Source organism: Devosia sp. (assembly GCF_028290435.1).
GTDB lineage: Bacteria > Pseudomonadota > Alphaproteobacteria > Rhizobiales > Devosiaceae > Devosia.
Genome location: NZ_JAQGJV010000018.1, coordinates 17,485 through 43,127, shown reverse-complemented (window position 1 = coordinate 43,127; position 25,643 = coordinate 17,485). Strand labels below are relative to the sequence as shown.

The following is a 25,643-nucleotide window of genomic DNA, read 5'->3' as shown; positions in this document are numbered from 1 at the left end:
TGTCCCCCCACCCCAACCCCTCCCCTTAAGGGGAGGGGCTCTGCTCCACTCAACGCTGCCGCATCGATGACTTAAGGCCCTTTTATGAAACGCTTCGCCGGCTGGACTTTGAGCACTCCCGCGACCCTCCTGGTCCTGGTTTTCCTCATCCTGCCCGTCCTCGCCACGATCGTCACAACCTTCGCCACCACGGCGGGGCCGTTCGCCCCCTACCTCACCTTCTTCGGCAGCGGCTTCCGCCGTACGGTCTTGTGGCGCACCATCCAGATATCGCTGGCGACGACGGCCATATCGCTGGTGATCGGCTTTCTCACCGCCTATGTGGTCTCCCGCTCGCCCGGCTGGCTCAAGTCCATCCTGATCGTCGCGGCGGTGTTTCCGCTATTGACCGGGGTCGTGGTGCGCTCCTTCGCCTGGCTAATTATCCTGGGCAAAAACGGCATTCTCAACTCGGCATTGCTCTCCACCGGCCTGATTTCCGAGCCGCTGAGCATGCTCTACACCCAGGGGGCCGTGATCACGGCCATGGTCTACCTGTTCGTGCCGCTGATGGTGCTGACCCTGGTTGGCGTGCTCGAAGCCATTCCCGATGACCTGCTGCAGGCCTCGGCCTCGCTTGGCGCCAAACCCACGGCCACCTTCATGCAGGTCATTTTGCCCCTCGCCGTGCCCGGCCTGATCGTCGGCGCCGTCCTCGTCTTCACCGGCAGCTTCACCGCTTACGCCACCCCCCAATTGCTCGGCGGCGAGGCGCAGATGGTCATGGGCACGCTGATGTATCAGCAGGCCATGGTCACCTTCGACTGGGTCTCGGCCTCCACCATCGCGGCGATCATGGTGGTCATCACCATCGCTATCGTGCTCCTGATGACCCGCGTCGCCCGCCGCCTCAACCCGATGGCCGTCTGATGACCCGCAATATCCACCCCGTCCTGATCGCCCTCACCGTGCTGGTGTTCATTTTCCTCGTCGGCCCGCTGGTCATCGTGCTGGGCGCGGCGCTGAGCGACACCAGTTATCTGACCTTTCCGCCGCAAGGCCTGTCCCTGCGCTGGTTCGAGAACATCTTCAAAATCGAGGCCTTCCGGCGCACCATCGTCACCAGCCTCGAAATCGCGTTCCTCTCCACCGGCATTGCGCTGCTGGTCGGCGTGCCCGCCGCCTATGCCCTCAACCGCTACCGCATCCAATTGCCCGGCTGGCTCTCGACGCTGTTCATCCTGCCGGTATTGGTGCCCGAACTGGTGCTGGGCTTTTCGCTGCTCAAGAATGTCGCCACCCAATTCCACGCGCCGATTTTCGTGTCGCTGGTGCTGGGCCATTCGCTGCTGGTGCTGCCCTATGTCGTACGCGTCATCAGCGCCTCGCTCGCGGCCTTCGATTTCTCCATCGAGGAAGCCGCGATCAGCCTGGGCTCGCCGCGGCTCAAAACCTTCTTCACCATCCTGCTTCCCAACGTGCGCTCCGGCGTCATCGCTGCGTTCATCCTGGCCTTCATCACCTCGATCAACGATGTGTCGATTTCGATCTTTTTGACCGGGCCGGGCATTTCCACCCTGCCCATCCAGATCCTGGCCCATATGGAACAGTTCTTCGATCCGACCGTGGCGTCGGTCTCGGTGCTGCTGATGGGCCTGACCGTCGCCGTCATGGCCGCCGTCGAGCGGACGCTGGGCCTGACCTTTTTTGCCAAATAGAGTAGCGCCGTGACCCAAGCTCTTTCGATCCAAAAAATCACCGCGCATTACGGCACCACCAAGGTGCTCGAGGACCTGTCGCTCGAGGTTGCCGAGGGCGAACTGGTGTCCCTGCTCGGCGCCAGCGGCTGTGGCAAGACCACGACGCTGCGGCTGGTCGCCGGCTTTCTCGAACCGACTTCGGGCAAGATCGAGCTGGGCGGCAAGGACCTGACCCGCTTACCCCCGCATCAGCGCAATATTGGCCTCGTGTTCCAGAACTATGCGCTATTCCCGCATTTGTCGGTCGCCGACAATGTCGGCTTTGGCCTCAAGCAGCGCGGCATTTCGGGCGAGGCCAAGACCAAGCGCGTCAATGCCATGCTGGAGCGCGTCGGTCTCGCCCCGTTCGGCGATCGCCTGCCGGGTGCGCTGTCCGGCGGACAGAAACAGCGCGTCGCCTTGGCCCGCGCGCTCGTGATCGAGCCGCCGCTGCTGATGTTCGATGAGCCCCTTTCCAACCTCGATGCGAAGCTGCGCGTCGACATGCGGGTGGAAATCCGCCAGCTCCAGCGCGCCAATGGCACCACCTCGGTCTATGTCACCCATGACCAGGAAGAAGCCTTTTCGATCTCCGACCGCGTCGCCATCATGCATGCCGGCCGCATCATGCAGCTCGATACGCCCGAGACGCTGTATCAGCGCCCCGCCAATGCCTTCGTCGCGCGCTTCGTCGGCTTTGAAAACCTGATCCCAATGACCGTCGCCGCCCGCGATGGCGCCGGCGTGACCGCCGAAGCCGCCGGCGGCGTGCGCCTCACCCTGTCGCAAGACCAGTTCGGCGCCATCCCCGACAACTTCACTCTTGCCTGCCGCGCCGATGGCCTCGCCGTCACGGCTGGCGCGGATGGCATCCCCGCCACCCTCGGCCTGCGCACCTATCTGGGCCGCGCCTATCAATATCAATGCGACACCCCTGCCGGGCACTTGACCGCCAACGGCCCGCTGACCCGCCCGCTCGACATCGGCGCCACCGCCAAGCTGGTGCCGGTCCCCGAGCAATGCACGATCCTGGCACCGGAATGACTATCCTCCTCACCAACGCTTGGCTGCTCACGATCGACCCAGCCATGTCCGCCCACCAGTCCGGCTGGCTGCAAATCGATGGCGCCACGATCACCGCGCTCGGCTCCGGCACGCCACCGACTATCCCCGATGCCAAGATCGTCGATTGCGGCGGCGATATCGTCATGCCCGGCATGGTCAATACCCATTGCCACATGGCCATGTCGGTATTCCGTGGGCTGGCCGAGGATATCGACGACCGGCTCTATCGCTATATCCTGCCGCTCGAGCGCAAATATGTGACGCCCGACATGGTGCGCGCCGGCTCGGCTTTGTCTGCACTGGAGATGATCCAGGGCGGCGTCACCACTGTGGCCGACATGTATTATTTCGAAACCGAAGTTGGCCGCGTTGCCGCCGAGACCGGCATGCGTGCCGTGGTCGGGCAGACCCTAGCCGATTTCAACGCCCCGGACCACGCCACCTTCGATGAGGGCTTCGAGCGGGTTGAACAACTGGTCGATGAGTTTTCCGGCCATCCTCTCGTCACCCCTTCGATCGCGCCGCACGCGCCCTATTCGGTCGGCATCAAGATGATGGGGCAGATCGCCCGCTGGTCGGACGCGCATCCCGATGTCGTGGTGCAGATGCATCTGGCCGAGAGCGACATGGAGGTGAAGTGGGCGCGTGAGACCTACGGCGCCTCTTCGACCGAGCTGGTCAAGCAGTCGGGTCTCTTGAAACCCGGCTTGGTCGGCGCCCATTGCCTACATTTGGGCGACAGCGATATCGAGCTGATCGCCGAGGCCGACGTGCGCATCGCCACCAATCCGCGCTCCAATGGCAAGGCCGGCCGCGGCATTCCGCGCATCGAGTCGCTGCGCAAGGCCGGCGTTCCCGTCGGCATCGGCACCGACGGGCCGATGAGCGGCAATACGCTGGACCTATTTTCCCAGCTCGCGCCCATGTCGATGTTCGCGAAGCTGCGCGGCAAATCGCGCCTGCCCTTGCCGGCAGCCACCGTGATCCGCATGGCCACCATTGAGGGTGCCAAGGTGCTCAGCCTTGAGGCCAAGACCGGCTCGCTGGAACCCGGCAAGCAGGCCGACCTGATCCGTATCAGCCTGACCGCACCGCGCCTGCATCCGATCTACGATCCCTATGCCATGCTGGTTTTCGCCGCCCTGCCGACCGACGTGACGGACACGATGGTGGCCGGCCGCTGGCTGCTGCGGAACGGCGAGGTGCAAACCCTCGAGCCGCAAAAAACCCTGCGCGATGCATTGCAGATCGCCCATCAGTTCAAGGCCGAAATGACCCGTATCGACGCGTCGCCCCAATGAGTGCGCCATCCACTCGCCGCGTCATCATCGATACCGATCCGGGACTGGATGACGCCGTCGCCATCCTGTTCGCGCTCAATAGCCGTCGCTTCGACGTGCTGGGGCTGACATCAGTGGCGGGCAATATCGGCATCAACATCACCACGAAAAACGCCGGCCGCCTGCTGGCATTGCTCGATCGCGAAAGCATTCCGGTCATCACTGGGGCCGCCGCGCCGCTGGCCCGCAAGGGGATCGAGGAGGCCGGCATTCACGGCAATGACGGGCTGGGCGGTGTGGTCCTGCCCGAGCCCCTCGCCAAACCCCATGGCTACGCGCCGTTCTGGATGGCCGAACAGCTTCGCGCCAACCATGCCGGCAGCGTCGATATCCTGGCGCTAGGCCCGCTCACCAATATTGCGCTCTTGCTGCGCGACCACGCAGACGCCGCCCGTCGCATCGGCAGCCTGATCGTCATGGGCGGCGTGGTGCACGACAAGGGCAATGTTGGCCCCCATTCCGAGTTCAATTTCGCCTGCGATCCCGAGGCCGTCGACGCCGTGCTCCGAAGCGGCCTCGACGTCACGCTGATCCCGCTCGACGTCACCCGAAAAGTCCGCGCCAGTGTGGAATTCGTGCAGGCGTTGCGCACCGGCATTGCCGGCAACGCCGCCGCCGATTTGATCTCCGCCTATTTCCAGGACGGCCACGAAAGCCGCCCCCTCCACGACCCCTGCGTGATGCTGCTGGCTTTGGCGCCGGAATTGTTTGGCATCGAAACACGGAACGTGTCGGTGGATTTAAGCGATGGGCCGGATGCTGGGGCGCTGGTGGCCGGCATGGCATCGGTCAAGATCGCCATGAGAGTCGATGTCGAAGGGGTGCTGGGGTTGTTGGCGCAAGGGCTCGCCTGACGCCTTCTTCACCTCTCCCTCTGGGGGAGAGGTCGGATCGCTCTTGCGGGCCGGGTGAGGGGGCCTTGTCTTGTTGTCGAGCGAGAGGAAGGCCCCCTCACCCGACGCTGCGCGTCGACCTCTCCCCCAAGGGAGAGGTGAAGACTGCCTCACCCCAGCTCCTGCTCCACCAACGCCGTCCAGAACCTCGCCCCGGTCAAAATCGCCTCATCATTGAAATCATACCGCGAGTTATGGTGCAGCGCGCCATCGACCGCCGTTCCGTTCCCCAGCCACACATAACACCCGGGCACCGCTGCGCCGAAAAACGCGAAGTCATCCCCCGCCGTCGAAGGCGGAAAATCGGTCACCACTGGCCGCGTCCCGGTTGCCGTCTGCGCCGCTGCCAGCGCCCGCCGCGTTGCGTCCACATCGTTCACTACCGGCGGAATGCGTCGCAGGAAACTATACTCCGCGGTAATCCCGAACGTCGCCGCTACGCCCTGCGCCAATTGTCCGATCTCAGCTTCAAGCTGGTCGCGCACCGCCGGCGTATAGGCCCGCGCCGTGCCTCCGATCCGCACGTCATCGGGGATCACGTTCAGCGCCCGGAAATCACCGCCCGTGATAGCACACGCACTCACCACCGCCGGCTGCAGCGGATCGACCCGCCGCGCCACCACGGTGTGGATCATGGACAGGAAATGCGCCGCGGCCGTCATCGCGTCGCGCCCCAGATGCGGCTTGGCGCCATGCGTGCCCACGCCGTGGAACGTCACCTCCCAGCTATCAGACGACGCCAATTGCGGCCCCGCAACCACCGCCATTTCATCCACCGCCAGCCCCGGCATATTGTGCAACCCATAGGCTGCATCGACCGGGAACTGCTCGAACAGCCCATCGGCAATCATCGCCTTGGCGCCGCCGCGCCCTTCCTCGGCGGGCTGGAACACGAAATGCACCGTGCCCGAAAACGACCGCGTCCGCGCGAGATGCCGCGCCGCCGCCAGCAGCATCACCGTATGCCCGTCGTGCCCGCAGGCATGCATGGTGTTGGCCACCACGGATTTGTACGGCAGGTCGGACAATTCCGGCATCGCCAGCGCATCCATGTCCGCCCGCAACGCGATCGCGCGCGTGCCGTCGCCCACCCGCAGCGTGCCCACCACTCCGGTCTTGCCGAGCCCGCGATGCACCTCGATCCCCGCTTCCGCCAAATGCGCCGCGACGATATCGCTGGTGCGCACTTCCTCGAAACCGAGTTCGGGATGGGTATGCAGGTCGCGCCGCAGCGCGATCATGGTATCGATCTCGAATGGGTCGTTGTCTCGGGCCGTCATCGGTTGCTAAGCTCTTGAAAATCCAGTCACGCCAATCCCTACCATAGGACGCATCCCATTTCGCCGCTTGAACCGCATCACTTCTGGCAGACCATCGATCCCACCGACACCCACGACAGCGCCCCAGCCGATGGTTTCACCGACAGCTATCCGACCCGCCTCCCCGATGGCCGCCAATTGCTGCTGCCGCTGCGCGTCCTGCCCGGCGATGGCACGCAGGCCGTCGCCTCGCTGATCGTCAACCAAGCCAGCTTCGCGGTCGAGGATGCGCTGTCGCAGGCGATGACTGAACTGATCGCGCCGCTCGCGCCCGAAGTTATCATCGGCGTCCCCACGCTCGGCCTGCCGCTGGCCAACAATGTCGCCCGCCGCCTCGGCCATCCCCGCATGGTGGCCTTGGGAACCTCGCGCAAATTCTGGTACGTCGACGCGCTTTCCGCCCCGATGTCCTCCATCACCAGCCCAACGCATCAGAAAACCATCTTTCTCGATCCGCGCAGCCTGCCGCTCCTGGCAAACAAGCGCGTCGTTGTGGTCGATGACGTGATCAGTTCAGGCACCTCGATAGTGGCCGTGCTGACCCTTCTGGCTCAGGCCGGCATCACCCCCGTCGCCGTCGTCGTCGCCATGCTGCAAGGCACCCGTTGGCACACCCCGCTCGCCGCCCATCGCGACAAGATCGTGGCCCCAATCGCCTCGCCGCGTTTCGCACGCACACCGAACGGCCACTGGCTGCCCGATTAAAGCCCAATGCGCGGGTCCGCTAGCGACTGGCTGACCTCGACCACGATATTGATCAAAATGTAGAACGTGCCGAACACCAGCGACACGCCGAGCACCGCTGGCAGGTCGGAGGTGGCGAAGGCCTGCACGGTATAGAGCCCCAGTCCCGGCCACGAAAACACCCGCTCCACGATCAGCAGATTGCCAAACAGCAGCCCCACCTGCAGGCCGATCATGGCCAGCGGCGCCGAGGCGGCATTGCGCAGGCCGTGGCGCAGGACGATGGCGGTTTCGCTCAGCCCCTTGCCGCGCCCGGTGCGGATATAGGTCTGTTTCATCACGTCATGCAGCGCGCCGTTGAGGCTGCGCCCCACCGCCACCGCAATGGGCAGTGCCAGTGCCAGCGCCGGCAGGATCAGGTGCAGCAGCGCATCCAGGCTGACTTCGGGCCGCCCCACCAGAAACCCATCCAGCAGGTTGAACCCGGTCGGCCCCGAAAACCGCCTGATGCTCAGCCGGCCGGCACCGGGCAGCCAGCCCAGCCGGAACCACAGGAAATAGACCAGCAGCAATGTGCTGAGAAATATCGGCGTCGAGCCGGCCGCGACGATGGCCAGCTTGACCCAGCCCGAGTTCTGCATGGTGTTCTGCACCAGCGCCAAGAGCCCAGCCAGAGCGATGCCGAACACCAGCGCCACCAGTGCCAGTTCGGCTGATGCCGGCAGGTACTTGCGCACATCCTCGGCGATCGGCTGGCGGGTGCGCACCGAGGTACCGAGATCGCCATGCACCAGATTGCTGAGGAACCGGCCATACTGGACTAGCATAGGGTCATCCAGCCCCAATTGCTGGCGCACGACCTCCACGGTCGCCGCCGGCGCCGTGGGTCCGGCAATGGCGCGTGCCGGATCGGCCGGGATGATGCTTTGGAGGCAAAAGACGATGAAGCTCATCGCCAGCAGCACGACGACAAGGCTGACGGAGCGCTTAGCGAGATAAGGCAACATGCTCAAGCTCCCCGCAACGCGGCGCGAATGCCGTCACCGGCCAGATTAGCGAGCAGGCACATGAAAAAGATCACCACGGCCGGCAGGATGGGCAGCCACCAATAGACCGTCAGGCTATCGAGCGCCCGCGAGGTCATGGCCCCGAGTTCTGGCGCAGGCGCCGGCTGGCCGAGCCCGAGAAAGCTCATCAGCGACATGGTCATGATGATATTGGCGACATCGAGTGTGGCCGCGACCAGCAAGGATGGAATGGCGCCCGGCAGCAGGTAGCGCAGCAGCAGCCGCGGTCCCCGCACTCCCGCCACGCGCGCCGCCTCGACATGCGGGCGCGTCTGGAGGCGGCGGATTTCATCGCGGGAAATCCGCGCATACCAGGGCCACCAGAAGATGGCGATGGCGATCATGGTGTTGAACAGGCCCGGCCCCAAAGCCGCGACCACCGCCAGGGCGATCAGCGTCGAGGGCAGCACGAGGAAGAGCTCGATCACCCGCTGGATCACCATATCGATCCGCCCGCCCGCAGCCCCCGCGACGAGACCGATGATCGAGCCGAACACCAGGCTGAAGACGATCACGCCCAGCCCCGGCAGCCAGGTATATTGCACGCCCAGAATGACCCGCGAAAACAGGTCGCGGCCGATCTCGTCGGTGCCGAACCAGTGCGCCATCGTTGGCGGCAGATATGCCGCGTCAACGCGCAATTGCGGATCGAACGGCGTCAGCCAGGGCGCGAACAGCGCCACGAGCGTAATCAGCAAGACCCCGGCAATGCCCACAGTTTCAAGCCAGCCCACGCGGCGGAAAAAGTTGGCCCAGTTGAAGCGGTGACGGGCCGGTACGACAGCAATATCGGTCATTGGGCCAGCTCCGTGTGCAGGCTGGGCATGGCGGCGATCAGCGCGCGCGTATAGGCGGCCTTGGGCGCCGCGATCAGCGCATCGGGATCGCCATCCTCGACCAGTTCGCCATGTTGCAACACGGCAATGCGGTCGGCGATGATGCGCGCCGCCGCTAGATCGTGGGTGACGAACAGCATGGCCATACCGAACCGCCGCCGCAGGTCACCCAGAAGGTTGAGCGTCGTGGCCGCCAGCGACACATCCATGGCGCTGATCGGCTCATCGCAGAGCAGCAGTTTCGGCGGCACCACCACGGCCCGCGCCACCACCGCGCGCTGGCACTGCCCGCCCGACAGTTCGGACGGCAGCGCCTGCATCAGCCCCACATCGAGGCCCACCAGTTCCATCGCTTCGGCAACCCGGCGGCGACTTTCCTCGGCACTCAGGCCAAGCGGGCGCAGCCGTTCGCCGATCTGCTCGCCCACGCTCAGCCACGGCGTCAGCGCGGCGACGGCATCCTGAAACACCACCTGCGGGGCGATCTTGTCGACCCGCGAAACGTCGCCGCTATCGGGCTTCAGCAGCCCCGCTGCAATGCGCAAGATGGTGGATTTGCCCGAGCCGCTTTCGCCCACCAGCGCCACGCACTCGCCCTGCCGAATAGTGAGATCGACCGATTTCAGCACGGGCCGCGGTGCCCGCACGCCCCAAAAATTCTTGGCGCCAGTGGCAAAGCCCTTGCTGATCTGGAACAGCTCCAGCGCCACGGCACTGCGCTGCACCACCGATTCCGGCCACAGCGGACGAGTGCGGCTGGTGTCGGTGGCCGCCGGCGTTTGCTCGGCATGGAGGCACGCCGCTGCGCCCGAATGATTGCCCACAGTCCGCAGTGCGGGACGGATCGTCGTGCAATCCTCCTGCACGATCGGGCAGCGATGCGCATAGGCACAGGCATTAGTGGCGTCGCGCGGGCGCGAGCGCTCGACAGGCAGCGTCGGCAGCGGCCGCAGCCGGTCGGAGGTAAAATCGAAGCGCGCCGAGAGGAGGCCCGCCGAATAGGGATGGGCCGGATTGCGGATCACATCCCGCACGCCGCCGATTTCTGCGACCCGCCCGGCATAAAGCACCAGCACCCGGTCGGCCAAGGAGGCGGCAACACTCAGGTCGTGCGTCACAAACAGAATGGCGGTCTGCTGTTCGCGCGCTAGCTTGCGCAGCAGGTCGAGAATCTGCGCCTGGATGGTCACGTCCAGCGCCGTCGTTGGCTCGTCGGCGATCAGCAGCTTTGGCCCGGTCATCATCGACATGGCGATCAGGACGCGCTGGCGCTGCCCGCCCGACAGGCGATGGGGAAACGAGTCGGCAATGCGCTCGGGGTCCGGCAGGCCGGTACGGCCCAGCCAATCGACAATATCGCCCACCCCAGATTCCCGCATTTGCCGGCCTATGGTCATGGTCGGGTTGAGCGAACCCATCGGGTCCTGCGACACCGCCCGCACCAATTGCCGCCGCGCCGCGCGCAACACGCCCGGCTTGGCACCGACGATCTCGACGCCATCGAGCAGCACCGAACCCGATATTTTCGGTTCGCTCTCCTTGGGCAGCAGCCCTTGCAGCGTCAGCCCGATGGTGGATTTACCCGAGCCGCTTTCGCCCACCAGCGCGATGATCTCGCCCGGCGCCACATCGAAGCTGATGCCGTCGAGCACCCGATTGGCTCGCCCGTCGCGGCTCAGCACCACGGACAGGTCTTTGATGGTGAGAACCGGCTCAGTCATAGTATTCAGGCGCCAGCTTGATCTGCTGGATCAGTTCGGGATCGTGCGTCAAAAACAGCATGGCCTGCTTTTCGGCCACCACCGTATTGATGCGACGGATCGAGGCCAGCGCCTCAGCCTGGTCGGTCATGCCGCCGGGGAGAATTTCGTCGGTGAAGTTAATCATCAGGTCGCCCACATCGGCGGCGATTACGACTGGGCCGGTGTTGGGCAGTTCGAGCACCAGCGACTGATGCCCCGGCGAATGGCCGGGCGTGGCAATGATGGTCAGCCCATCCATGAGCTGGGTATCGCCGCTGACGAATTCCCAGTTCAGCCCCGGCAGATCGTAGTCGGAGTCGAAGAAGTAATACGGCGCTTCACCCGATTTGACGAAATCCCACTCGCGCTGCGCCACGATGAATTTCGCCTGCTTCATGTGCTTGATATGGCCGGTATGGTCGGCATGCAGATGCGACAGGATCACCGTCGAGATATCGCCAAAGCCGATGCCGATCTCGTTGAGCTGGCGCTCCAGTTCATGGTGCGGCTTGATCACCGGTTGCGGGTCCCAGCCCTTGGACAGATAGAGCGCATCGAGCTTGTCGCGATCGCGCAGATTGGCTTCGTCCAGTCCGGTATCAAACAGCACCCAGCCGCTATCGGTGTCCAGCAGATAGGCCGAGATCGGCACCGAGATGATGAACCGCGCGCCGATCTGATAGGTCGAGACGGTCTTGGGAATGATTTCGAAGCCGCACAGCAGCACGAAAAGTCGCTTAACGCTGGTCATGAAACGGCCCTGTTTGTTGAGAGTGGTGCCGCGCTGGAAACCACCAGCGCGGCAGGCTGGCTCAATTGGCCCAGTGGACCGTGGCGAAGTCGATATTGCCGGGTGGGAACACCGGGCGCAGCCCCAGATCGGTCAGGCCTTCGGCGCTGACCACCACGTCCTGCACATCGGCCAGCGGGATGAAGAAACCCGCGTCGAAATACATCTGCCCGGCCTGTTCATAGAGCGCATTGCGTTCGGGGATATCGGTCTTGGTGCCGGCCTCCTTGACCAGCGCATCGGCGGCAGGCAGTTCCACGCCATAGAAGTTCAGCGGTGCGCCGGCCGTATAGAACACCGTGGCCTGGTTTTCCGGATGCGCCGCATCGGGGCTGGAGCGCGAGATATAGAGATCGGGCGCGCTGGCATCGCCCTTCATGGCATAGGCGGCACCCGAGGGCAGCACGTTGACAGTCGCCTCGATGCCGATCAGCGCCAGTTGCGCGATCATCAGGTCGGCGACGCGGCCAACATTCTTGGCCTCTTCGCTGGAATAGCCCAGCACCAGCTTGATCGGCCCAGCCGCCGTGATCGACGCCTTGGCGGCCTCCATGTCGGAGGGGAACGCCACCGGCGTCTTGGGATCAAGCATCGTCACTTGATAGAGCGACTTGGCCGGTGTCGCGTATTTGCCAAAAGCGTCCTTGACCCAAAGCGCCGGGTTGATCGCGGTCAGCACCGCCTTGCGCACTTCGGCATTATCCAGTGGCGAGCCTGGCTTCACGAAAGCCTCGACCAGCGCCATGCTGGGCATTGCGGTGACTTCGACGCCGGCCGGCAGGCCGCTCAATTGCGCCCAGGGATAATTGTTGGGCACGGCGTCGATCTCGTCGGCCTGCAATTGCAGAATCTGCTGGCCGACATCGGCGATGACCGGGATCTGGATTTCGCTGAAGAAGGGCTCGGTGCCCCAGTACTCGTCATTGCGCGTCAGGGTATATTCCTCGCCGCGCTTGAATTCGGTCAGCTTGAACGGGCCGGTGCCCACCGCATTCTCGTTCAGCCAGGTCTTGCCGACATCGTCGCCGCCATGTTCGGCCAGTGCCGTCGGGCTGATCACCTTAGGCCCCCATGGGCTGGAAAAGGCATCGAGCAAGGAGGGCTGGGGCTGGTTCAGCGTCAGCACAAGCGTGGCCTCGTCCGGCGCCTGCATGTCTTTGACATTGGCGAGGAAGTAGCTGAGCACCAGCTCGTTATCGCGGCGGCGGGTGAACGAGTTGATCACCGCATCGGCGTTGAACGGCGTGCCGTCATGGAATTTTGCGCCGGTCACCAGATGGAACGTATAGGTCAGCCCATCGGGCGACACGTCCCAGGACTTCGCCAGCAACCCGACGATCTCGGTGGTGCCGGGCTTATATTCGACCAGGCCCTCATAGACGTTGTTGATGGCGCTGAGCGCCCCGACCTCGAAGGCATTATCGGGGTCGAACGAGCCGATATCGGTGAAATAGGGGATGCGCAGGGTTTCCTGCGCCAGGACCGGCGCCGCCGATAGCAGCAGCATAGCGGCCAGGCCCAGCAGGCGCTTGCCGCCGCGCATCGAAGCTTTCGGATCAAAGATATTGGTTTGCACGTCACATCCCTTTCGCATTTCAAAAGGGATTGGTGACGGACCATACGCAGCCAATCCCTTGGCTAACGAGGTCTCCCGGGCTTTTCTCCCGCCGTGTGTCCGGCCGGATGTCTCCCGAACCGGTGGTAGCTCTCGGACCAGACGTGGCATGCCACCGGAACCCTAGCCCCCAAACTCACCCGCTAAATTGCAAGCTTCGTGCCAGAAAATTATCGTTATGAATCAACGCCGATCCGTTTGACTTGTGCCGCAAGTCTATGCAGTGATGCGGTCCATGGGCAAAATATAGGCATCAAACGCAGCCGAACAAACTTTAGGCTGGAAGGACAGAGCGTGGCTTTCGAACTCGGATCGACGATGCAAATCCTGCGCCCCTATCCCAATATTGTGGGATTTTACGACGGCCGCATTCCCGGCATTCGGGCCCACTCTGCCGCCCCGAACTGGCTCGACGATGGCGCCTTTACCCTGGGCACGTGTTCCTACGCGATCGTCGAGGGCAATGAGGCTCTGGTCTACGACACTCACATGTCGATCCCCCATGCGCAATTCATCCGCCGCTCGCTGGAGGCACAGGGCGTCACAAGCATGCGCGTGGTGCTGAGCCACTGGCACACCGACCACGTCGCCGGCAATGCCGTGTTCGCCGATTGCGAGATCATCGCCAATACCCTCACGGCCCAGGCCTTGGTCGACAACAAGGACTGGCTGGAAAACAACGATCCGCCGATCAAGCCCCTGATCATGCCCAATTCGATCTTCAAAGCAGAAACAGAGCTGCGGGTGGGCAACACCATCGTCCAATTGCGGCTGCTCGACATCCACAGCCACGACGCGACCGTCCTGCTTCTCCCCGCGCTCGGCGTGCTGCTGGCCGGAGATACGCTCGAGGACACGGTGACCTACGTGACCCAGGCCGATCGCCTGTCGATCCACCTGCAAGACCTGACGCGCATGGAAAGCTGGGACTTTACCCGCATCCTACCCAATCACGGCTCGGTCGAAATGATCGAGTCGGGCGGCTATAGTCGCGAGTTCATCACCGCGACCCGCCTATACATCCAGAAGCTGCAACGGCTGAAGGCGGAGCCGGACCTTGCCAACCTCAGCCTCACCGACTTCGCCGCCGAAGTCCTCGCCACCGGCGGCGTATTCTACTTCGGCGCCTACGAGCCGGTGCATCGCCACAATGTCGAAGCGGTCCTGGCTTTGCCCGGCTGAGTCGCTGCCTATATTCTCATCACCACCACAGTCACGCGCCCATATTTTATCCACCCTTGGCATTCCCCGATTTCCAACCCCTTGATTCCGCGCGCTTTTCGCTCTGGCACGGCTCTTGCTGTGTACTAACCGAGTAAGGAGCTAGGGTTCCGGCGTTCGCTGAACGTGCCTGGTCCGAGAGCTACCACCACGCGGGAGACATCCGCGCGGATGCACGGCGGGACAAAAGCCCGGGAGACCTCGATAGCCAAGGGATTGGCGCGATGGTTTCTGCCGATCCCTTTTTGTGAGACACGCAAAGGGGAATTGAGATGCACCTTCTTTCCAAAATCGCCGCCACACTGGCGCTTTCGGCTTCCCTCGCGGGCGGCATGACCACGCTGGCGCAAGCCCAGGCCAAGACCGATTTCAAGGTCGCCTGGTCGATCTATGTCGGCTGGATGCCCTGGGGTTATGCCAGCGATACCGGCATCGTCAAGAAATGGGCCGACAAATACGGCATCACCATCGAGGTCACCCAGTTCAACGACTACGTCGAGTCGATGAACCAATATACCGCCGGCGCCTTTGATGCGGTGACGCTGACCAATATGGACGGCCTGTCCATCCCCGCCGCCGGCGGCGTCGACACCACCGCCGTCATCATCGGCGACTTCTCCAACGGCAATGACGCCGTCATCCTCAAGGACAAGACCAGCCTCGCCGATATCAAGGGCCAGCCGGTCAACCTCGTCGAATTCTCAGTGAGCCATTACCTCCTCGCCCGCGCGCTCGAAAGCGCCGGCATGAGCGAGCGCGACGTGAACGTCGTCAATACGTCTGACCCCGACATGGTCGGCGCCTTCCAGACCGCCGACGTGACCGCCATGGTCACCTGGAACCCGATGGTTTCGGAAATCCTGGCTCTGCCCGGCGCCACCAATGTGTTCGACAGCACCAAGATCCCCGGCGAAATCATCGACATGATGGTCGCCAATACCGATGTGCTGAAGGACAACCCGAACTTCGGCAAGGCGCTGGCCGGCATCTGGTACGACACCATGGCCGCCATGACTGCGGACACGCCCGAAGGCGCCGCCGCCCGCACCGCCATGGGCGTCGCCTCCGGCACCGACCAAGCCGGTTTCGAAGCCCAGCTCGCCGCGACGAAGCTGTTCGACAAGCCGGCCGATGCCGTGGCGTTCACGTCGTCTCCGGATCTGGCCACGACGATGGATAAGGTCCGCACGTTCCTGTTCGACAAGGGGCTGCTCGGCTCCGGCGCCCCCTCCGCCGACATCATCGGCATCGAACTGCCCGATGGGAAAGTGCTCGGCGACTCCGCCAACGTAAAGCTGCGGTTCACCGATGAGTATATGGCCGCAGCGGCGGCTGGGTCACTGTAACCGGTCCATCCCGCTCCATCGCCCCTCCCCCTTGAGGGGAGGGCCGGGGTGGGGGGAATCCTCCCCCCGAGTGGCGCTCCACTCCCGCCCAAGCCTCCCCCCACCCTAACCCTCCCCTCAAGGGGGAGGGGATCAGATCGTGGCTCTCAAAATCTTCACAACCAAGCGACACAAGCCCATGCGCTGGATCAACACCAAGCCCACCCGCGCCACGCAGATCGCGCTGATGCTCGCGCCGTTCGTGCTGCTGATCGTGGCCTATGGCTTCACCTCGGCCGCGCGCCTGGCCGATAACCCCGCCGACAAGCTCCTTCCCGCGCTGCAAACCCTCACCGACGCCGTCAACCGCATGGCGTTCCAGCCCGATCCGCGCACCGGCGAATATCTGCTGTGGTCCGATACCGGCGCCAGCCTCGTCCGCCTGTTCTCCGCCCTCGGCATTTCCACGCTGATCGCCCTGTTCTTCGGCATGGTCATCGGCATGCTGCCTTATGTCCGCGCCCTGCTCGCCCCCTTCGTCGCCACCATTTCCATGGTGCCGCCGCTGGCGCTGCTGCCTATCCTGTTCATCGTGCTCGGCCTCGGCGAAACCTCGAAAATCACCCTGATCGTCATCGGCGTCGCCCCCGCCATGATCCGCGACCTCGCCCTCAAAGTGCTCGAACTGCCGCGCGAGCAGACTATCAAGGCCGAAACCCTGGGCGGCTCGTCATGGCAGATCGCCCTGCGCGTCGTGCTGCCGCAAGTGCTGCCCCGGCTGATCACCTGCCTCCGCCTCCAGCTCGGCCCCGCCTGGCTGTTCCTGATCGCCGCCGAAGCCATCTCGTCGGATTCCGGTCTCGGCTACCGCATCTTCCTCGTCCGCCGCTACCTCTCCATGGACATCATCTTCCCCTATGTCCTGTGGATAACGCTGCTCGCCGCGATCACCAATTTCGCGCTCGATCGCCTGCGCATCGCCGTCTTCCCCTGGTCCAACCTGGAGGCACGCTGATGAGCGAAATCGTGCTCGACAAGGTCTGGAAGGAATATGGCGACCAGATCGTCCTGGAGAAAATCTCCCTCACCATCGCTTCCCGCGCTTTCGTGGCGCTGGTCGGCCCCTCCGGCTGCGGCAAGACGACGTTCCTCAAAATGCTGCTGGGCGAGGAAGCCCCCAGCCAGGGCGTCATCACCCTTGATGGCGTACCGCTGATCGCCGAACCCGGCCCCGATCGCGGCGTGGTGTTCCAGCGCTATTCGGTGTTTCCGCACCTGACCGTGCTCGGCAATGTGCTGCTCGGCAAGGTGTTCAAGCGCTCCCCCATGGCCGCCCGCTTGTTCGGCGCCGAGCGCCGCGCCGCGATCGACGAGGCCATGATGCTCATCGCCGAAGTCGGCCTCAACGGCTCCGAAACCAAATATCCCGCCCAGCTCTCCGGCGGCATGCAGCAGCGCCTCGCTTTGGCCCAAGCGCTGATCATGAAGCCCAAAGTGCTGCTGCTCGACGAGCCCTTCGGCGCGCTCGATCCGGGCATTCGCGCCGAAATCCACGTGCTGATGAAGCGCCTCTGGCACGAAACCGAACTCACCGTGGTCATGGTCACCCACGACATGCGCGAGGCCTTTACCCTCGGCACCCGCGTCATCGCCTTCGAGCGCCCCCGCGACCGCCCGGAGGAACGCGAGCGCTACGGCGCCGTGCTCAGCCGCGACATCGATATCTGGCCGCCGCGCATTGCCGGCGAGCCGAGCATTTTTGCCCCCGACCGGGACGACCCGGTCATTGCCTTGGGACTTGGCCAGGACGACCTGGCGCCACAAGGAGACATTGTTCCATGAGCCGCACCCAAGAGCAGATCGCCGCCGACCGGGGGCGCTATGAGGAGCATCAGCGCAAGGGCCTGCAAAATGCCCCCAAGGCCCTGCCCGGCCCCAGCGCCATTCCGGCCGCGCCGATCGCCAACCCGATCCACGCCGAAACCATTCCCGGCGGCTGGTACTGGTCGACCACGCTCAAGGCCGGCGACACCATTCGCCTCAGCCAGACTAGCGGTCCTTCGGCCCTGTCCATGATCGCCTGGAGCGAAGCCGATACCAGCGAACGCCTCAACCTGCCCGATACGGTCAAGGTGCAGTGGACCACCGCCATCGCCAAAGGCCGCGTGCTGTTCTCCGACATGGGCCGGGTCATGTTCTCGGTCACCGAAGCCGCCTCGTCCGCTCATGACGGCCTGGTGGGTGGCTCGACCGGCGCCTCCAATGCCGCCAAATATGCCGGCGACACCCGCAACACCCGCGACAACTTCATCCTCGTCGCGGCCAAGCTCGGCCTCGACCGCCGCGACATCCCCTCGGCCCTCACCTTGTTCGCCCCCGTCCGAGTGCTGGATGACGGCACCTTCGTCTGGCGCGAAGACCTGCGGATGGCCGGCGACTATGTCGAACTGCGCGCCGAGATGGACCTCATCATCGGCCTCTCCAACTGCCCGCATCCACTCGATCCGAACCCGGATTACGCACCCCAGCCGGTCGAGGTCATCCGCTACCGCGCCGCCGCGCCCGCGGCCGACGACCTTTGCCGCACCGCCACCGCCGAGGCCGTTCGCGGCTTCGAAAACAACGCCATGCAACTGGTTTGAGGGGACACAAAATGGATCATCTCATCCCCGCCGAAAAGCCCTGGTCCGGCATCGTCCGCAAGGGCCAGACCATCCGCATCATCGACAGCGAGGGCCAGCAGGCCGTCGATACGCTGTTCTATAAGGCCGACGATTTTTCCGAACGCTATAGCGGCCAGGATACCCTGCGCGTGCAGGGCAATGCCTATGTGGGCATCGGCACCAAGATCATGTCCAACGAGGGCAATGTCATGCTGACCGTGACCGCCGACAGCTGCGGTCGCCACGACACCTCTGCCGGCGCCTGTTCATGCGAAAGCAACACCGTCCGCTTCGGCCACGACACTAAATACCTGCACGCCTGCCGCGACAACTTCGTCCTCGAAGTCACCAAGCACGGCATGAGCAAGCGCGATATCGTGCCCAACATCAATTTCTTCATGAACGTGCCGATCCAGCCCTCCGGCCAAATGACCATCGTCGACGGCCTCTCCGCCCCCGGCGACCACGTCGAGCTCGTCGCCGAAATGGACGTCCTCTGCGTCATCTCCAACTGCCCCCAGGTCAACAACCCCTGCAACGGCTTCAACCCCACCCCCATCCGCGTCGTGATCTCGGGTGGGCCGAATGAATAATTTCTCGCTCGATCTAGCCCCATTCACCGGGTTCACCCTCCCCTTGACGGGGAGGGCTAGGGAGGGGTGTCGAGAGCCCCGGTATTTCGGCTCAGCGCAGACGGCGACCCCATCGTCTCCCTCCCCCTTGTGGGGAGGGACGGCGCGCAGCGCCAAGGGTGGGGGTTCTCTCCGCCCGCTCAATGCTCGCCATACCCCCACCCTTAATCCCTCCCCACAAGGGGGAGGGAGACGGCCCCGTGCTCGTCTGAGCTTGGGAGCCCTCTGATGTTCAGCAAAGTCCTCATCGCCAACCGCGGCGAAATCGCCGTGCGCATCATAAAAACCCTGCGCCGCATGGGCATCGCCTCCGTCGCCGTCTATTCCGACGCCGACCGCTTCACCAAGGCCGTATCCCTCGCCGACGAAGCCGTTCGCCTTGGCCCGGCTCCAGCCACCGACAGCTACCTCAACGTCGACGCCGTCATCGCCGCCTGCCGCGCCACCGGCGCCGAAGCGGTCCATCCCGGCTATGGCTTCCTCAGCGAGAACATCGCCTTTGCCGAGCGCCTCGCCGCCGAGGGCATCGCCTTCGTCGGACCGACCCCGGCCAACATCAAAGCCTTCGGCCTCAAGCACACCGCCCGCGAGCTGGCCAAAGCCAGCGGCGTCCCTCTGCTGCCCGGTACCGACCTCCTCGCCAGCGCCGAAGAGGCCCTGACCGCCGCGCAAACCGTTGGCTATCCCGTCATGCTCAAATCCACCGCCGGTGGCGGCGGCATCGGCATGCAGCTTTGCGCCGACTCCCCCGCCCTCGCCGCCGCCTTCGCCAGCGTGCAGCGCACCGCCAATGCCAGCTTCGGCGACGCCCGCGTCTATATCGAGCGTTTCGTCTCCGATGCTCGCCATGTCGAAGTGCAGATTTTCGGCGACGGCAAGGGCCGCGTCATCGCCCTGGGCGAGCGCGACTGTTCCCTCCAGCGCCGCAACCAGAAAGTGGTCGAGGAAACCCCCGCCCCGGGCCTGTCCGACACCGTTCGTGCCCGCCTGCACAAAGCCGCTACCGATCTCGGCTCAGCGGTTCAATACGCCTCGGCCGGCACCGTCGAATTCATCTACGACCCCATCCGCGAGGACTTCTACTTCCTCGAGGTCAACACCCGCCTCCAGGTCGAACACCCGGTCACCGAGACAGTGTTCAACATCGACCTCGTCGAATGGATGATCCGCCAGGCCGCCGGCGAAGATGTCATCGGCACCGCCGGCCCGCTGATCCCCCATGGCGCCGCCATCGAGGTCCGCGTCTACGCCGAAATCCCGCATGCCAATTTCCAGCCCAGCGCTGGCCTGTTGACCGAAGTCAAATTCCCCGACTACGCCCGCGTCGATACCTGGATCGAAACCGGCACCGAGGTCACGCCGTTCTACGACCCGATGCTGGCCAAGATCATCGTCGCCGGCATCGACCGGCCAACCGCCATCGCCAACCTCCGCGCGGTGCTGAAACAAACCTCGATCACCGGCATCGAGACCAACCTCGCCTATCTACGCGCCATCGCCGCTTCCGACCTGCTCGCCAGCGGCCAGGTCGCGACCACCGCTTTGCGCGACTTCGCCTTTATCCCCGATGTGGTCGAAGTCCTCGCCCCCGGCGCGCAATCGAGCATTCAGGAACTCCCCGGCCGCCTCGGCCTCTGGCATGTCGGCGTGCCGCCCAGCGGTCCGATGGACGAATACAGTTTCCGCCACGCCAATCGCCTCGTCGGCAACAATGACCTCACCGCCGCGCTCGAACTCACCATGGCCGGCCCGACCCTCCGGTTCCACGCCGATGTGGTCGTCGCCCTCGCCGGCGCAAAAATGCCGATGAAGCTCGACGGCGTTCCCATGGCGCATGACGCGGCCATCGCCATCAAGGCCGGCCAGGTCCTCGCCATCGGCACCATCGATGGTCCCGGCCAGCGCAGTTACCTCGCCGTCGCCGGAGGCTTCGCCGCGCCGGTCGTCCTCGGCTCGCGCGCCACATTCGGGCTCGGCCAATTCGGCGGTCACGCCACTGGCGTCGTGAAAGCGGGCCAAGTGCTGCATCTCGCTCGCCAAAGGCAACAAGAAATCCAGCATGCTGGTTCACCAGCCCCCCTCACACGCCATTGGGAGGTGGGTGTTCTATACGGTCCGCATGGCGCCCCGGACTTCTTCCAACCCGGCGATATCGAGACCCTGTTCTCCACCGACTACGAAGTCCATTTCAACAGCGCCCGCACCGGCGTTCGCCTCATCGGACCCGCTCCGAAGTGGGCGCGCACCGACGGCGGCGAGGCAGGATTGCATCCCTCAAACCTGCACGACAACGCCTATGCCGTTGGCGCCATTGACTTTACTGGCGACATGCCGATCATCCTCGGTCCCGATGGCCCCAGCCTAGGCGGCTTCGTTTGCCCCGCAGTGATCGCTCGCGACGAGCAATGGAAAATGGGCCAGTTCAAGCCCGGCGACACCATCAGCTTCCATCCCTTAGCCCGCGAGGGCGACCCCATCGCCGGCCCCGCCATCCGCCGTCCATCGGACTTGGGCTCACCCATCGTCGGCCAAAGCAGTTCCGGCCCCGTTCCAGTGGTCTACCGCCGCCAGGGCGATGATAATCTCCTGGTCGAATACGGCTCGATGTCACTCGATATCGCGCTGCGCCTACGCGTTCACCTGCTGCTGGAGGCCGTAAAAAGCTCGCGTTTACAAGGCATTATCGACCTCACGCCAGGCATCCGCTCGCTGCAAATCCACTACGATGGCACCACGTTGACCCGCATGCGCCTCCTCGGCCTGCTGGCCGAAATCGAGGCCACGCTGCCGCCTGCCGAGGCCGTCACGGTGCCCAGCCGCATCGTGCATCTTCCGCTATCGTGGAATGATCCAGACGCAAAGGTGGCGATGCTGAAGTATCAGGAACTGGTGCGTCCCAATGCGCCCTGGGCGCCGGATAACATCGAATTCATTCGTCGTATCAATGGCATAGAGAGCACTGAGGCGGTCAAGCGCATCGTCTTTGACGCCAGTTACCTCGTGCTCGGCCTCGGCGATGTCTATCTCGGCGCCCCGGTCGCGACCCCGATGGACCCGCGCCACCGCCTCGTTACGACCAAGTACAATCCGGCCCGCACCTGGACACCCGAAAACGCCGTGGGCATCGGCGGCGCCTATATGTGCATCTACGGCATGGAAGGTCCGGGCGGCTACCAGCTCGTCGGCCGCACCATCCAGGTGTGGAACACTTGGCGCTCGACGCCGGAGTTTACGCCGGGCAAGCCGTGGCTGCTAAACTTCTTCGACCAGATCCGGTTTTTTCCCGTTGATCATCAGGAGCTTACCGAGGCCCGCGCAGCATTCCCGCATGGCGCCTACCCGATCAAGATCGAGGAAACCCAGTTCTCCTATGGCGACTATGCCCGCGATCTGGCGGCCAATGCCGAGTCGATCACGGCGTTCAAAACGGGCCAGCAAGCCGCCTTCGATGCCGAGCGACAGCGCTGGAAGGAGCAGGGGCTCGATAGCTTTATCGCCGACGATATCGGCAATGACGTGCAGGTCAGCGAAGTCCCTGCGGGCTGCTTCGGCGTCGCCAGCAGCGTTCCCGGGAACATCTGGAAAATCCTCGTCGAAGATGGCGCGCCGGTCGCTGCGGGGGATGCCATCGCCATCATCGAATCCATGAAAATGGAAATCACCGTCACCGCCCATGCCGCCGGAAAGGTGCGCGATATCCGTGCCTTACCCGGTCGTAATGTCAAAACCGGCGATGTCATCGTCGTGCTGGAGGAGCTTTAACATGCTGCCAATCATTCTCGATCTCGCCAGCCTCAAGGCGCTGTACGCCGCTGGCACCGTGACCCCGCTCGACGTCATCGAAGTGGTGATCGAGCGCCGCGCCGCCTGGCCCGACAAGGCGGTGTTCATCACCCCGACCAGCGATTACGATCTGCGCGCCGCCGCCAAGTCGCTGATGGAAAAATCACCGCAGCCTAACAGCCTGCCGCTCTGGGGTATCCCCTTCGCAGTCAAAGATAATATCGACGTCGCCGGCCTGCCGACCACCGCCGCCTGCCCGGCCTTTGAGTACCGCCCCGAGGCCGACGCAACGGTGGTTGCTCGCCTGCGCGCGGCCGGCGCCATCGTCATCGGCAAAACCAATCTCGACCAGTTCGCCACCGGCCTCAACGGCACGCGCTCACCCCATGGCGCACCGCGCTCGGTGTTCGATCCGGCCTATGTGTCGGGCGGTTCCAGCTCCGGCTCGAGCGTCACCGTCGCCGCAGGTTTTGCCACCTTCGCGCTGGGCACGGACACGGCCGGCTCGGGCCGCGTCCCGGCGGCGTTCCAGAACCTTGTCGGCATCAAGCCGACGCCGGGCCTGTTGTCCAATATCGGCACGGTGCCGGCCTGCCGCAGCGTCGATTGCATCACGATATTTGCAGCGACGGTGGGCGATGGCGTTGCCGTGCGCAAGGTGGCTGAAGGGTTCGACGCCGCCGATCCGTTCTCGCGCCGTGCTAATTGGGCTGAGCTGCCCACCACCGGCCTGCGAGTCGGGGTGCTTGACGGCGCGGAACGCGAATTCTTCGGCAATGAAGAGGTCGAAAAACTCTATGACGCGGCCATCGAGAACATCCGTTCCCTCGGCGCGACCATCGTGCCGTTCGACTATACCCCGTTCCGCGAGGCCGCTGCGCTGCTTTATGACGGCCCCTGGGTCGCCGAACGGCTGGCAGCAGTGGAGGGCTTCATCGCCACCAATGCCGATGATTTCGATCCGACGGTGCGGGGCATCATCGAAGGCGCCAAAGGCAGGACGGCCGTCGAGGCTTTCAACGGCAAGTACAGGCTGGAAGAGTTGCGTCGCAAGACCGAGGCGACCTGGGCGAAGGCCGATGTGCTGCTGCTGCCGACCTCGCCGACCACCTATACGGTCGAAGAGATGCTGGCCGATCCGGTGCGCAAGAACAGCCATTTCGGGCGCTACACCAATTTCGTCAACCTGCTCGATTGCGCCGCCATCGCCATTCCCGCGGGCTTCGATAGCGAGGACCATCTGCCGGCCGGCGTGACGCTGATCGCTCCCGCCTTCACCGATGACGCGCTTGCGCCGCTGGCCGACGCACTGCATCGCCTCGCCGCGCGGGGCATGGGCCGCGACAAGGCGGCGACCCTGCCGGAAGCCAGCAAAGTGCCAGCCGCACCAAGCAGTTTGGTTCCCATCGTCGTGGTCGGTGCGCACCTGACCGGGATGCCGCTGAACAAGGAGCTGACCGGCCCCGGTGGCCGCCTGATCAAAAGCTGCCGCACGGCTGGTGATTATCGGCTCTATGCCCTGCCCGGCACGGTGCCGCCCAAGCCGGGCATGGTCCGCGAGCCCGGCTTTGCGGGTGAAGGGCTGGCAGTCGAAGTTTGGGAGTTGCCACCCGCGGCCTTCGGTCAGTTTGTTGCCCGCATTCCGGCACCGCTGGGCGTGGGCAAGATTACGCTCGACGACGGCAGCGCGATCTCCGGCTTTCTCTGCGAACCTTACGCCTTGGTGGGCGCCGAGGAAGTCACTCATCACGGCGGCTGGCGCGCCTATGTCGCCTCGCGCGCCTGAACATGGAGATAAAAATGCTCACCTGGTTCAAAAAGTGCCGTGCCCTTATCGTCCAGGGTCTGATCGCGCGCGCCAAGGCGATCGGGCTGCGCTAATTGCATCCGCATGTGGAGGATGAGGCCTGCCGATGGCCTCATTGAGCGCTCGGGGCTTGTGGTTTGCCATCTGGTTTCATACGTGAATGGGGTATGGCGAGCGGCCGACCTCTGGCCCGCGCCGCCTCTTTTTGCAGGACAGAGCATGACTATCGATCCCAAGCTGCAGTCCATCGTGGCCGTCCGCGCTACCATTCCCGATGATGCCTTCACGGCGGGAGGTCTTGGCACCTTGCGCGAGGGCAGTGGCGTCGTCATCAGCGATACCGGACTTGTGCTGACCATTGGCTATCTCATCACCGAGGCCGAGGAAGTCTGGCTGACAACCCATGACGAGCGGGTACTGCCCGCCCATGTCATGGCCTATGATCAGGAAACCGGCTTTGGCCTGCTGCAAACGCTGGGCCAGCTCAACCTGCCGGCGCTGGAGCTGGGCAGTTCAGCCGACGCGGCTTTGGGCGATGCCGTGGCGTTCACCGATGGCACCGGCAATTCGGTGCAGTCCCGGATCGTGGCCAAGCAGGAATTTGCCGGCTACTGGGAATACCTCTTGGACGAGGCGATCTTCATTGCGCCGGCGCATCCGTCATGGGGTGGTGCGGCGCTGGTGGGAGCCGATGGCAAGCTGTTGGGCATTGGCTCGCTGCGGGTACAGATGGTTCACAATGGCGCGGTGACCGACATCAACATGATCGTGCCGATCGACCTGTTGCCGCCCATTCTGGACGACATGCTGAAGCGCGGCCAGGTCAGCACGCCGCCGCGTCCATGGCTTGGAGTGTTCTCCGCCGAAAGCAATGGCGACGTCGTGGTGATGAGCGTTTCCGAGGATGGACCGGCCGAGAAAGCAGGCCTGCGCCGGGGCGACGTGATCTCCGATATCGGGGACGGGGAAATCGACAGCTTGGCCGATTTCTACCGCAAGGTGTGGAAGAGCGGCCCTGCCGGTGCGGATGTGCCGATGCGGATCGTGCGCGACGGCAGGGAATCCTGGTTGCGCGTCAAGTCGGCCGATCGCAACAGCTTCCTGCGCAAACCGCAACTGCAGTAATCCGGCATAGCAGCGCCG

Annotated in this window: 21 protein-coding genes and 2 riboswitches; of the genes, 15 read left to right on the top strand and 6 right to left on the bottom strand. The window is 64.2% G+C overall.

The window, feature by feature from the left end:
• The first annotated feature begins 84 nt into the window (after positions 1 to 84).
• The 5 genes from JWP26_RS05205 to JWP26_RS05185 are packed head-to-tail and all read left to right on the top strand — an operon-like array spanning position 85 to position 4,977.
• On the top strand, positions 85 to 909 hold the full coding sequence (locus JWP26_RS05205; RefSeq protein WP_299724395.1) for an ABC transporter permease: 825 nt from the start codon (positions 85 to 87) through the stop codon (positions 907 to 909).
• Positions 906 to 1,697: an ABC transporter permease gene (locus JWP26_RS05200; RefSeq protein ID WP_299724535.1), complete on the top strand. Its 792-nt coding sequence runs from the start codon at positions 906 to 908 to the stop codon at positions 1,695 to 1,697. The genes JWP26_RS05205 and JWP26_RS05200 overlap by 4 nt, the downstream gene beginning before the upstream one ends.
• 9 nt (positions 1,698 to 1,706) lie before the next feature.
• Positions 1,707 to 2,762, top strand: a complete 1,056-nt coding sequence (locus JWP26_RS05195; RefSeq protein WP_299724393.1) for an ABC transporter ATP-binding protein — start codon at positions 1,707 to 1,709, stop codon at positions 2,760 to 2,762.
• Positions 2,759 to 4,084, top strand: coding sequence for an amidohydrolase (locus JWP26_RS05190; protein WP_299724392.1), 1,326 nt, complete (start codon positions 2,759 to 2,761; stop codon positions 4,082 to 4,084). Before JWP26_RS05195 ends, JWP26_RS05190 begins: the two co-directional genes overlap by 4 nt.
• A complete protein-coding gene (locus tag JWP26_RS05185; protein ID WP_299724390.1) occupies positions 4,081 to 4,977 on the top strand; it encodes a nucleoside hydrolase in 897 nt (298 codons plus the stop codon). The genes JWP26_RS05190 and JWP26_RS05185 overlap by 4 nt, the downstream gene beginning before the upstream one ends.
• A 149-nt stretch (positions 4,978 to 5,126) precedes the next feature.
• On the opposite strand, the gene JWP26_RS05180 is transcribed toward JWP26_RS05185, so the two are convergent.
• On the bottom strand, positions 5,127 to 6,296 hold the full coding sequence (locus JWP26_RS05180; protein ID WP_299724388.1) for a M20 aminoacylase family protein: 1,170 nt from the start codon (positions 6,294 to 6,296) through the stop codon (positions 5,127 to 5,129).
• 57 nt (positions 6,297 to 6,353) lie between these two features.
• Here JWP26_RS05180 and JWP26_RS05175 point away from each other — a divergent pair, with 57 nt between their 5' ends.
• Complete coding sequence (locus JWP26_RS05175) at positions 6,354 to 7,040, top strand: phosphoribosyltransferase (RefSeq protein WP_367184075.1); 687 nt, start codon at positions 6,354 to 6,356, stop codon at positions 7,038 to 7,040.
• Here JWP26_RS05175 and JWP26_RS05170 read toward each other — a convergent pair.
• The 5 genes from JWP26_RS05170 to JWP26_RS05150 form a co-directional block, all read right to left on the bottom strand.
• Positions 7,037 to 8,026 carry an ABC transporter permease gene (locus JWP26_RS05170; protein WP_299724386.1) on the bottom strand — a complete coding sequence of 330 codons (990 nt, stop codon included), beginning with the start codon at positions 8,024 to 8,026 and terminating at the stop codon, positions 7,037 to 7,039. The genes JWP26_RS05175 and JWP26_RS05170 overlap by 4 nt on opposite strands.
• A 2-nt stretch (positions 8,027 to 8,028) precedes the next feature.
• Entirely contained in the window at positions 8,029 to 8,883 is an 855-nt protein-coding gene (locus tag JWP26_RS05165; protein ID WP_299724384.1) for an ABC transporter permease, read from the bottom strand.
• Entirely contained in the window at positions 8,880 to 10,643 is a 1,764-nt protein-coding gene (locus JWP26_RS05160) for an ABC transporter ATP-binding protein (RefSeq protein ID WP_299724382.1), read from the bottom strand. Before JWP26_RS05160 ends, JWP26_RS05165 begins: the two co-directional genes overlap by 4 nt.
• Positions 10,636 to 11,415, bottom strand: a complete 780-nt coding sequence (locus tag JWP26_RS05155; RefSeq protein WP_299724380.1) for an N-acyl homoserine lactonase family protein — start codon at positions 11,413 to 11,415, stop codon at positions 10,636 to 10,638. The genes JWP26_RS05160 and JWP26_RS05155 overlap by 8 nt, the downstream gene beginning before the upstream one ends.
• A gap of 61 nt (positions 11,416 to 11,476) precedes the next feature.
• Positions 11,477 to 13,030: an ABC transporter substrate-binding protein gene (locus JWP26_RS05150; protein WP_299724378.1), complete on the bottom strand. Its 1,554-nt coding sequence runs from the start codon at positions 13,028 to 13,030 to the stop codon at positions 11,477 to 11,479.
• A 70-nt stretch (positions 13,031 to 13,100) separates the two neighbouring features.
• Positions 13,101 to 13,207: riboswitch (guanidine-I (ykkC/yxkD leader) on the bottom strand.
• Between the two features lie 156 nt (positions 13,208 to 13,363).
• Between JWP26_RS05150 and JWP26_RS05145 the strand changes: the two genes are divergently transcribed.
• The 9 genes from JWP26_RS05145 to JWP26_RS05105 all read left to right on the top strand — a co-directional run bounded on the left by JWP26_RS05145 (position 13,364) and on the right by JWP26_RS05105 (position 25,625).
• Complete coding sequence (locus JWP26_RS05145) at positions 13,364 to 14,251, top strand: MBL fold metallo-hydrolase (RefSeq protein WP_299724376.1); 888 nt, start codon at positions 13,364 to 13,366, stop codon at positions 14,249 to 14,251.
• A 130-nt stretch (positions 14,252 to 14,381) separates the two neighbouring features.
• Positions 14,382 to 14,490, top strand: a riboswitch (guanidine-I (ykkC/yxkD leader).
• A gap of 72 nt (positions 14,491 to 14,562) precedes the next feature.
• Entirely contained in the window at positions 14,563 to 15,636 is a 1,074-nt protein-coding gene (locus JWP26_RS05140; RefSeq protein WP_299724374.1) for a putative urea ABC transporter substrate-binding protein, read from the top strand.
• A gap of 178 nt (positions 15,637 to 15,814) precedes the next feature.
• Positions 15,815 to 16,630, top strand: coding sequence for an ABC transporter permease (locus tag JWP26_RS05135; protein ID WP_299724531.1), 816 nt, complete (start codon positions 15,815 to 15,817; stop codon positions 16,628 to 16,630).
• Positions 16,630 to 17,457 carry an ABC transporter ATP-binding protein gene (locus JWP26_RS05130; RefSeq protein ID WP_299724372.1) on the top strand — a complete coding sequence of 276 codons (828 nt, stop codon included), beginning with the start codon at positions 16,630 to 16,632 and terminating at the stop codon, positions 17,455 to 17,457. The genes JWP26_RS05135 and JWP26_RS05130 overlap by 1 nt, the downstream gene beginning before the upstream one ends.
• A complete protein-coding gene (locus JWP26_RS05125) occupies positions 17,454 to 18,257 on the top strand; it encodes an urea amidolyase associated protein UAAP1 (protein WP_299724370.1) in 804 nt (267 codons plus the stop codon). The genes JWP26_RS05130 and JWP26_RS05125 overlap by 4 nt, the downstream gene beginning before the upstream one ends.
• An 11-nt stretch (positions 18,258 to 18,268) precedes the next feature.
• On the top strand, positions 18,269 to 18,871 hold the full coding sequence (locus JWP26_RS05120) for an urea amidolyase associated protein UAAP2 (RefSeq protein WP_299724368.1): 603 nt from the start codon (positions 18,269 to 18,271) through the stop codon (positions 18,869 to 18,871).
• Between the two features lie 267 nt (positions 18,872 to 19,138).
• Positions 19,139 to 22,672 carry an urea carboxylase gene (gene uca / locus JWP26_RS05115; protein WP_299724366.1) on the top strand — a complete coding sequence of 1,178 codons (3,534 nt, stop codon included), beginning with the start codon at positions 19,139 to 19,141 and terminating at the stop codon, positions 22,670 to 22,672.
• Between the two features lies 1 nt (position 22,673).
• The gene (atzF, locus tag JWP26_RS05110; protein WP_299724364.1) at positions 22,674 to 24,479 is read left to right on the top strand and encodes an allophanate hydrolase; all 1,806 of its coding nucleotides are present in this window, start codon (positions 22,674 to 22,676) and stop codon (positions 24,477 to 24,479) included.
• Positions 24,480 to 24,719: 240 nt separating this feature from the next.
• On the top strand, positions 24,720 to 25,625 hold the full coding sequence (locus JWP26_RS05105; RefSeq protein ID WP_299724362.1) for a S1C family serine protease: 906 nt from the start codon (positions 24,720 to 24,722) through the stop codon (positions 25,623 to 25,625).
• The last annotated feature ends 18 nt before the right edge of the window (positions 25,626 to 25,643 follow it).

Coding starts and splice junctions, on each gene's coding strand:
- JWP26_RS05185 (WP_299724390.1), top strand. CDS start 4,081: ATGAGTGCGCCATCCACTCGCCGCGTCATCATCGATACCGATCCGGGA.
- JWP26_RS05140 (WP_299724374.1), top strand. CDS start 14,563: ATGCACCTTCTTTCCAAAATCGCCGCCACACTGGCGCTTTCGGCTTCC.
- JWP26_RS05120 (WP_299724368.1), top strand. CDS start 18,269: ATGGATCATCTCATCCCCGCCGAAAAGCCCTGGTCCGGCATCGTCCGC.
- JWP26_RS05130 (WP_299724372.1), top strand. CDS start 16,630: ATGAGCGAAATCGTGCTCGACAAGGTCTGGAAGGAATATGGCGACCAG.
- JWP26_RS05205 (WP_299724395.1), top strand. CDS start 85: ATGAAACGCTTCGCCGGCTGGACTTTGAGCACTCCCGCGACCCTCCTG.
- JWP26_RS05170 (WP_299724386.1), bottom strand. CDS start 8,026: ATGTTGCCTTATCTCGCTAAGCGCTCCGTCAGCCTTGTCGTCGTGCTG.
- JWP26_RS05105 (WP_299724362.1), top strand. CDS start 24,720: ATGACTATCGATCCCAAGCTGCAGTCCATCGTGGCCGTCCGCGCTACC.
- uca (WP_299724366.1), top strand. CDS start 19,139: ATGTTCAGCAAAGTCCTCATCGCCAACCGCGGCGAAATCGCCGTGCGC.
- JWP26_RS05190 (WP_299724392.1), top strand. CDS start 2,759: ATGACTATCCTCCTCACCAACGCTTGGCTGCTCACGATCGACCCAGCC.
- JWP26_RS05125 (WP_299724370.1), top strand. CDS start 17,454: ATGAGCCGCACCCAAGAGCAGATCGCCGCCGACCGGGGGCGCTATGAG.
- JWP26_RS05180 (WP_299724388.1), bottom strand. CDS start 6,296: ATGACGGCCCGAGACAACGACCCATTCGAGATCGATACCATGATCGCG.
- JWP26_RS05155 (WP_299724380.1), bottom strand. CDS start 11,415: ATGACCAGCGTTAAGCGACTTTTCGTGCTGCTGTGCGGCTTCGAAATC.
- JWP26_RS05160 (WP_299724382.1), bottom strand. CDS start 10,643: ATGACTGAGCCGGTTCTCACCATCAAAGACCTGTCCGTGGTGCTGAGC.
- JWP26_RS05165 (WP_299724384.1), bottom strand. CDS start 8,883: ATGACCGATATTGCTGTCGTACCGGCCCGTCACCGCTTCAACTGGGCC.
- atzF (WP_299724364.1), top strand. CDS start 22,674: ATGCTGCCAATCATTCTCGATCTCGCCAGCCTCAAGGCGCTGTACGCC.
- JWP26_RS05135 (WP_299724531.1), top strand. CDS start 15,815: ATGCGCTGGATCAACACCAAGCCCACCCGCGCCACGCAGATCGCGCTG.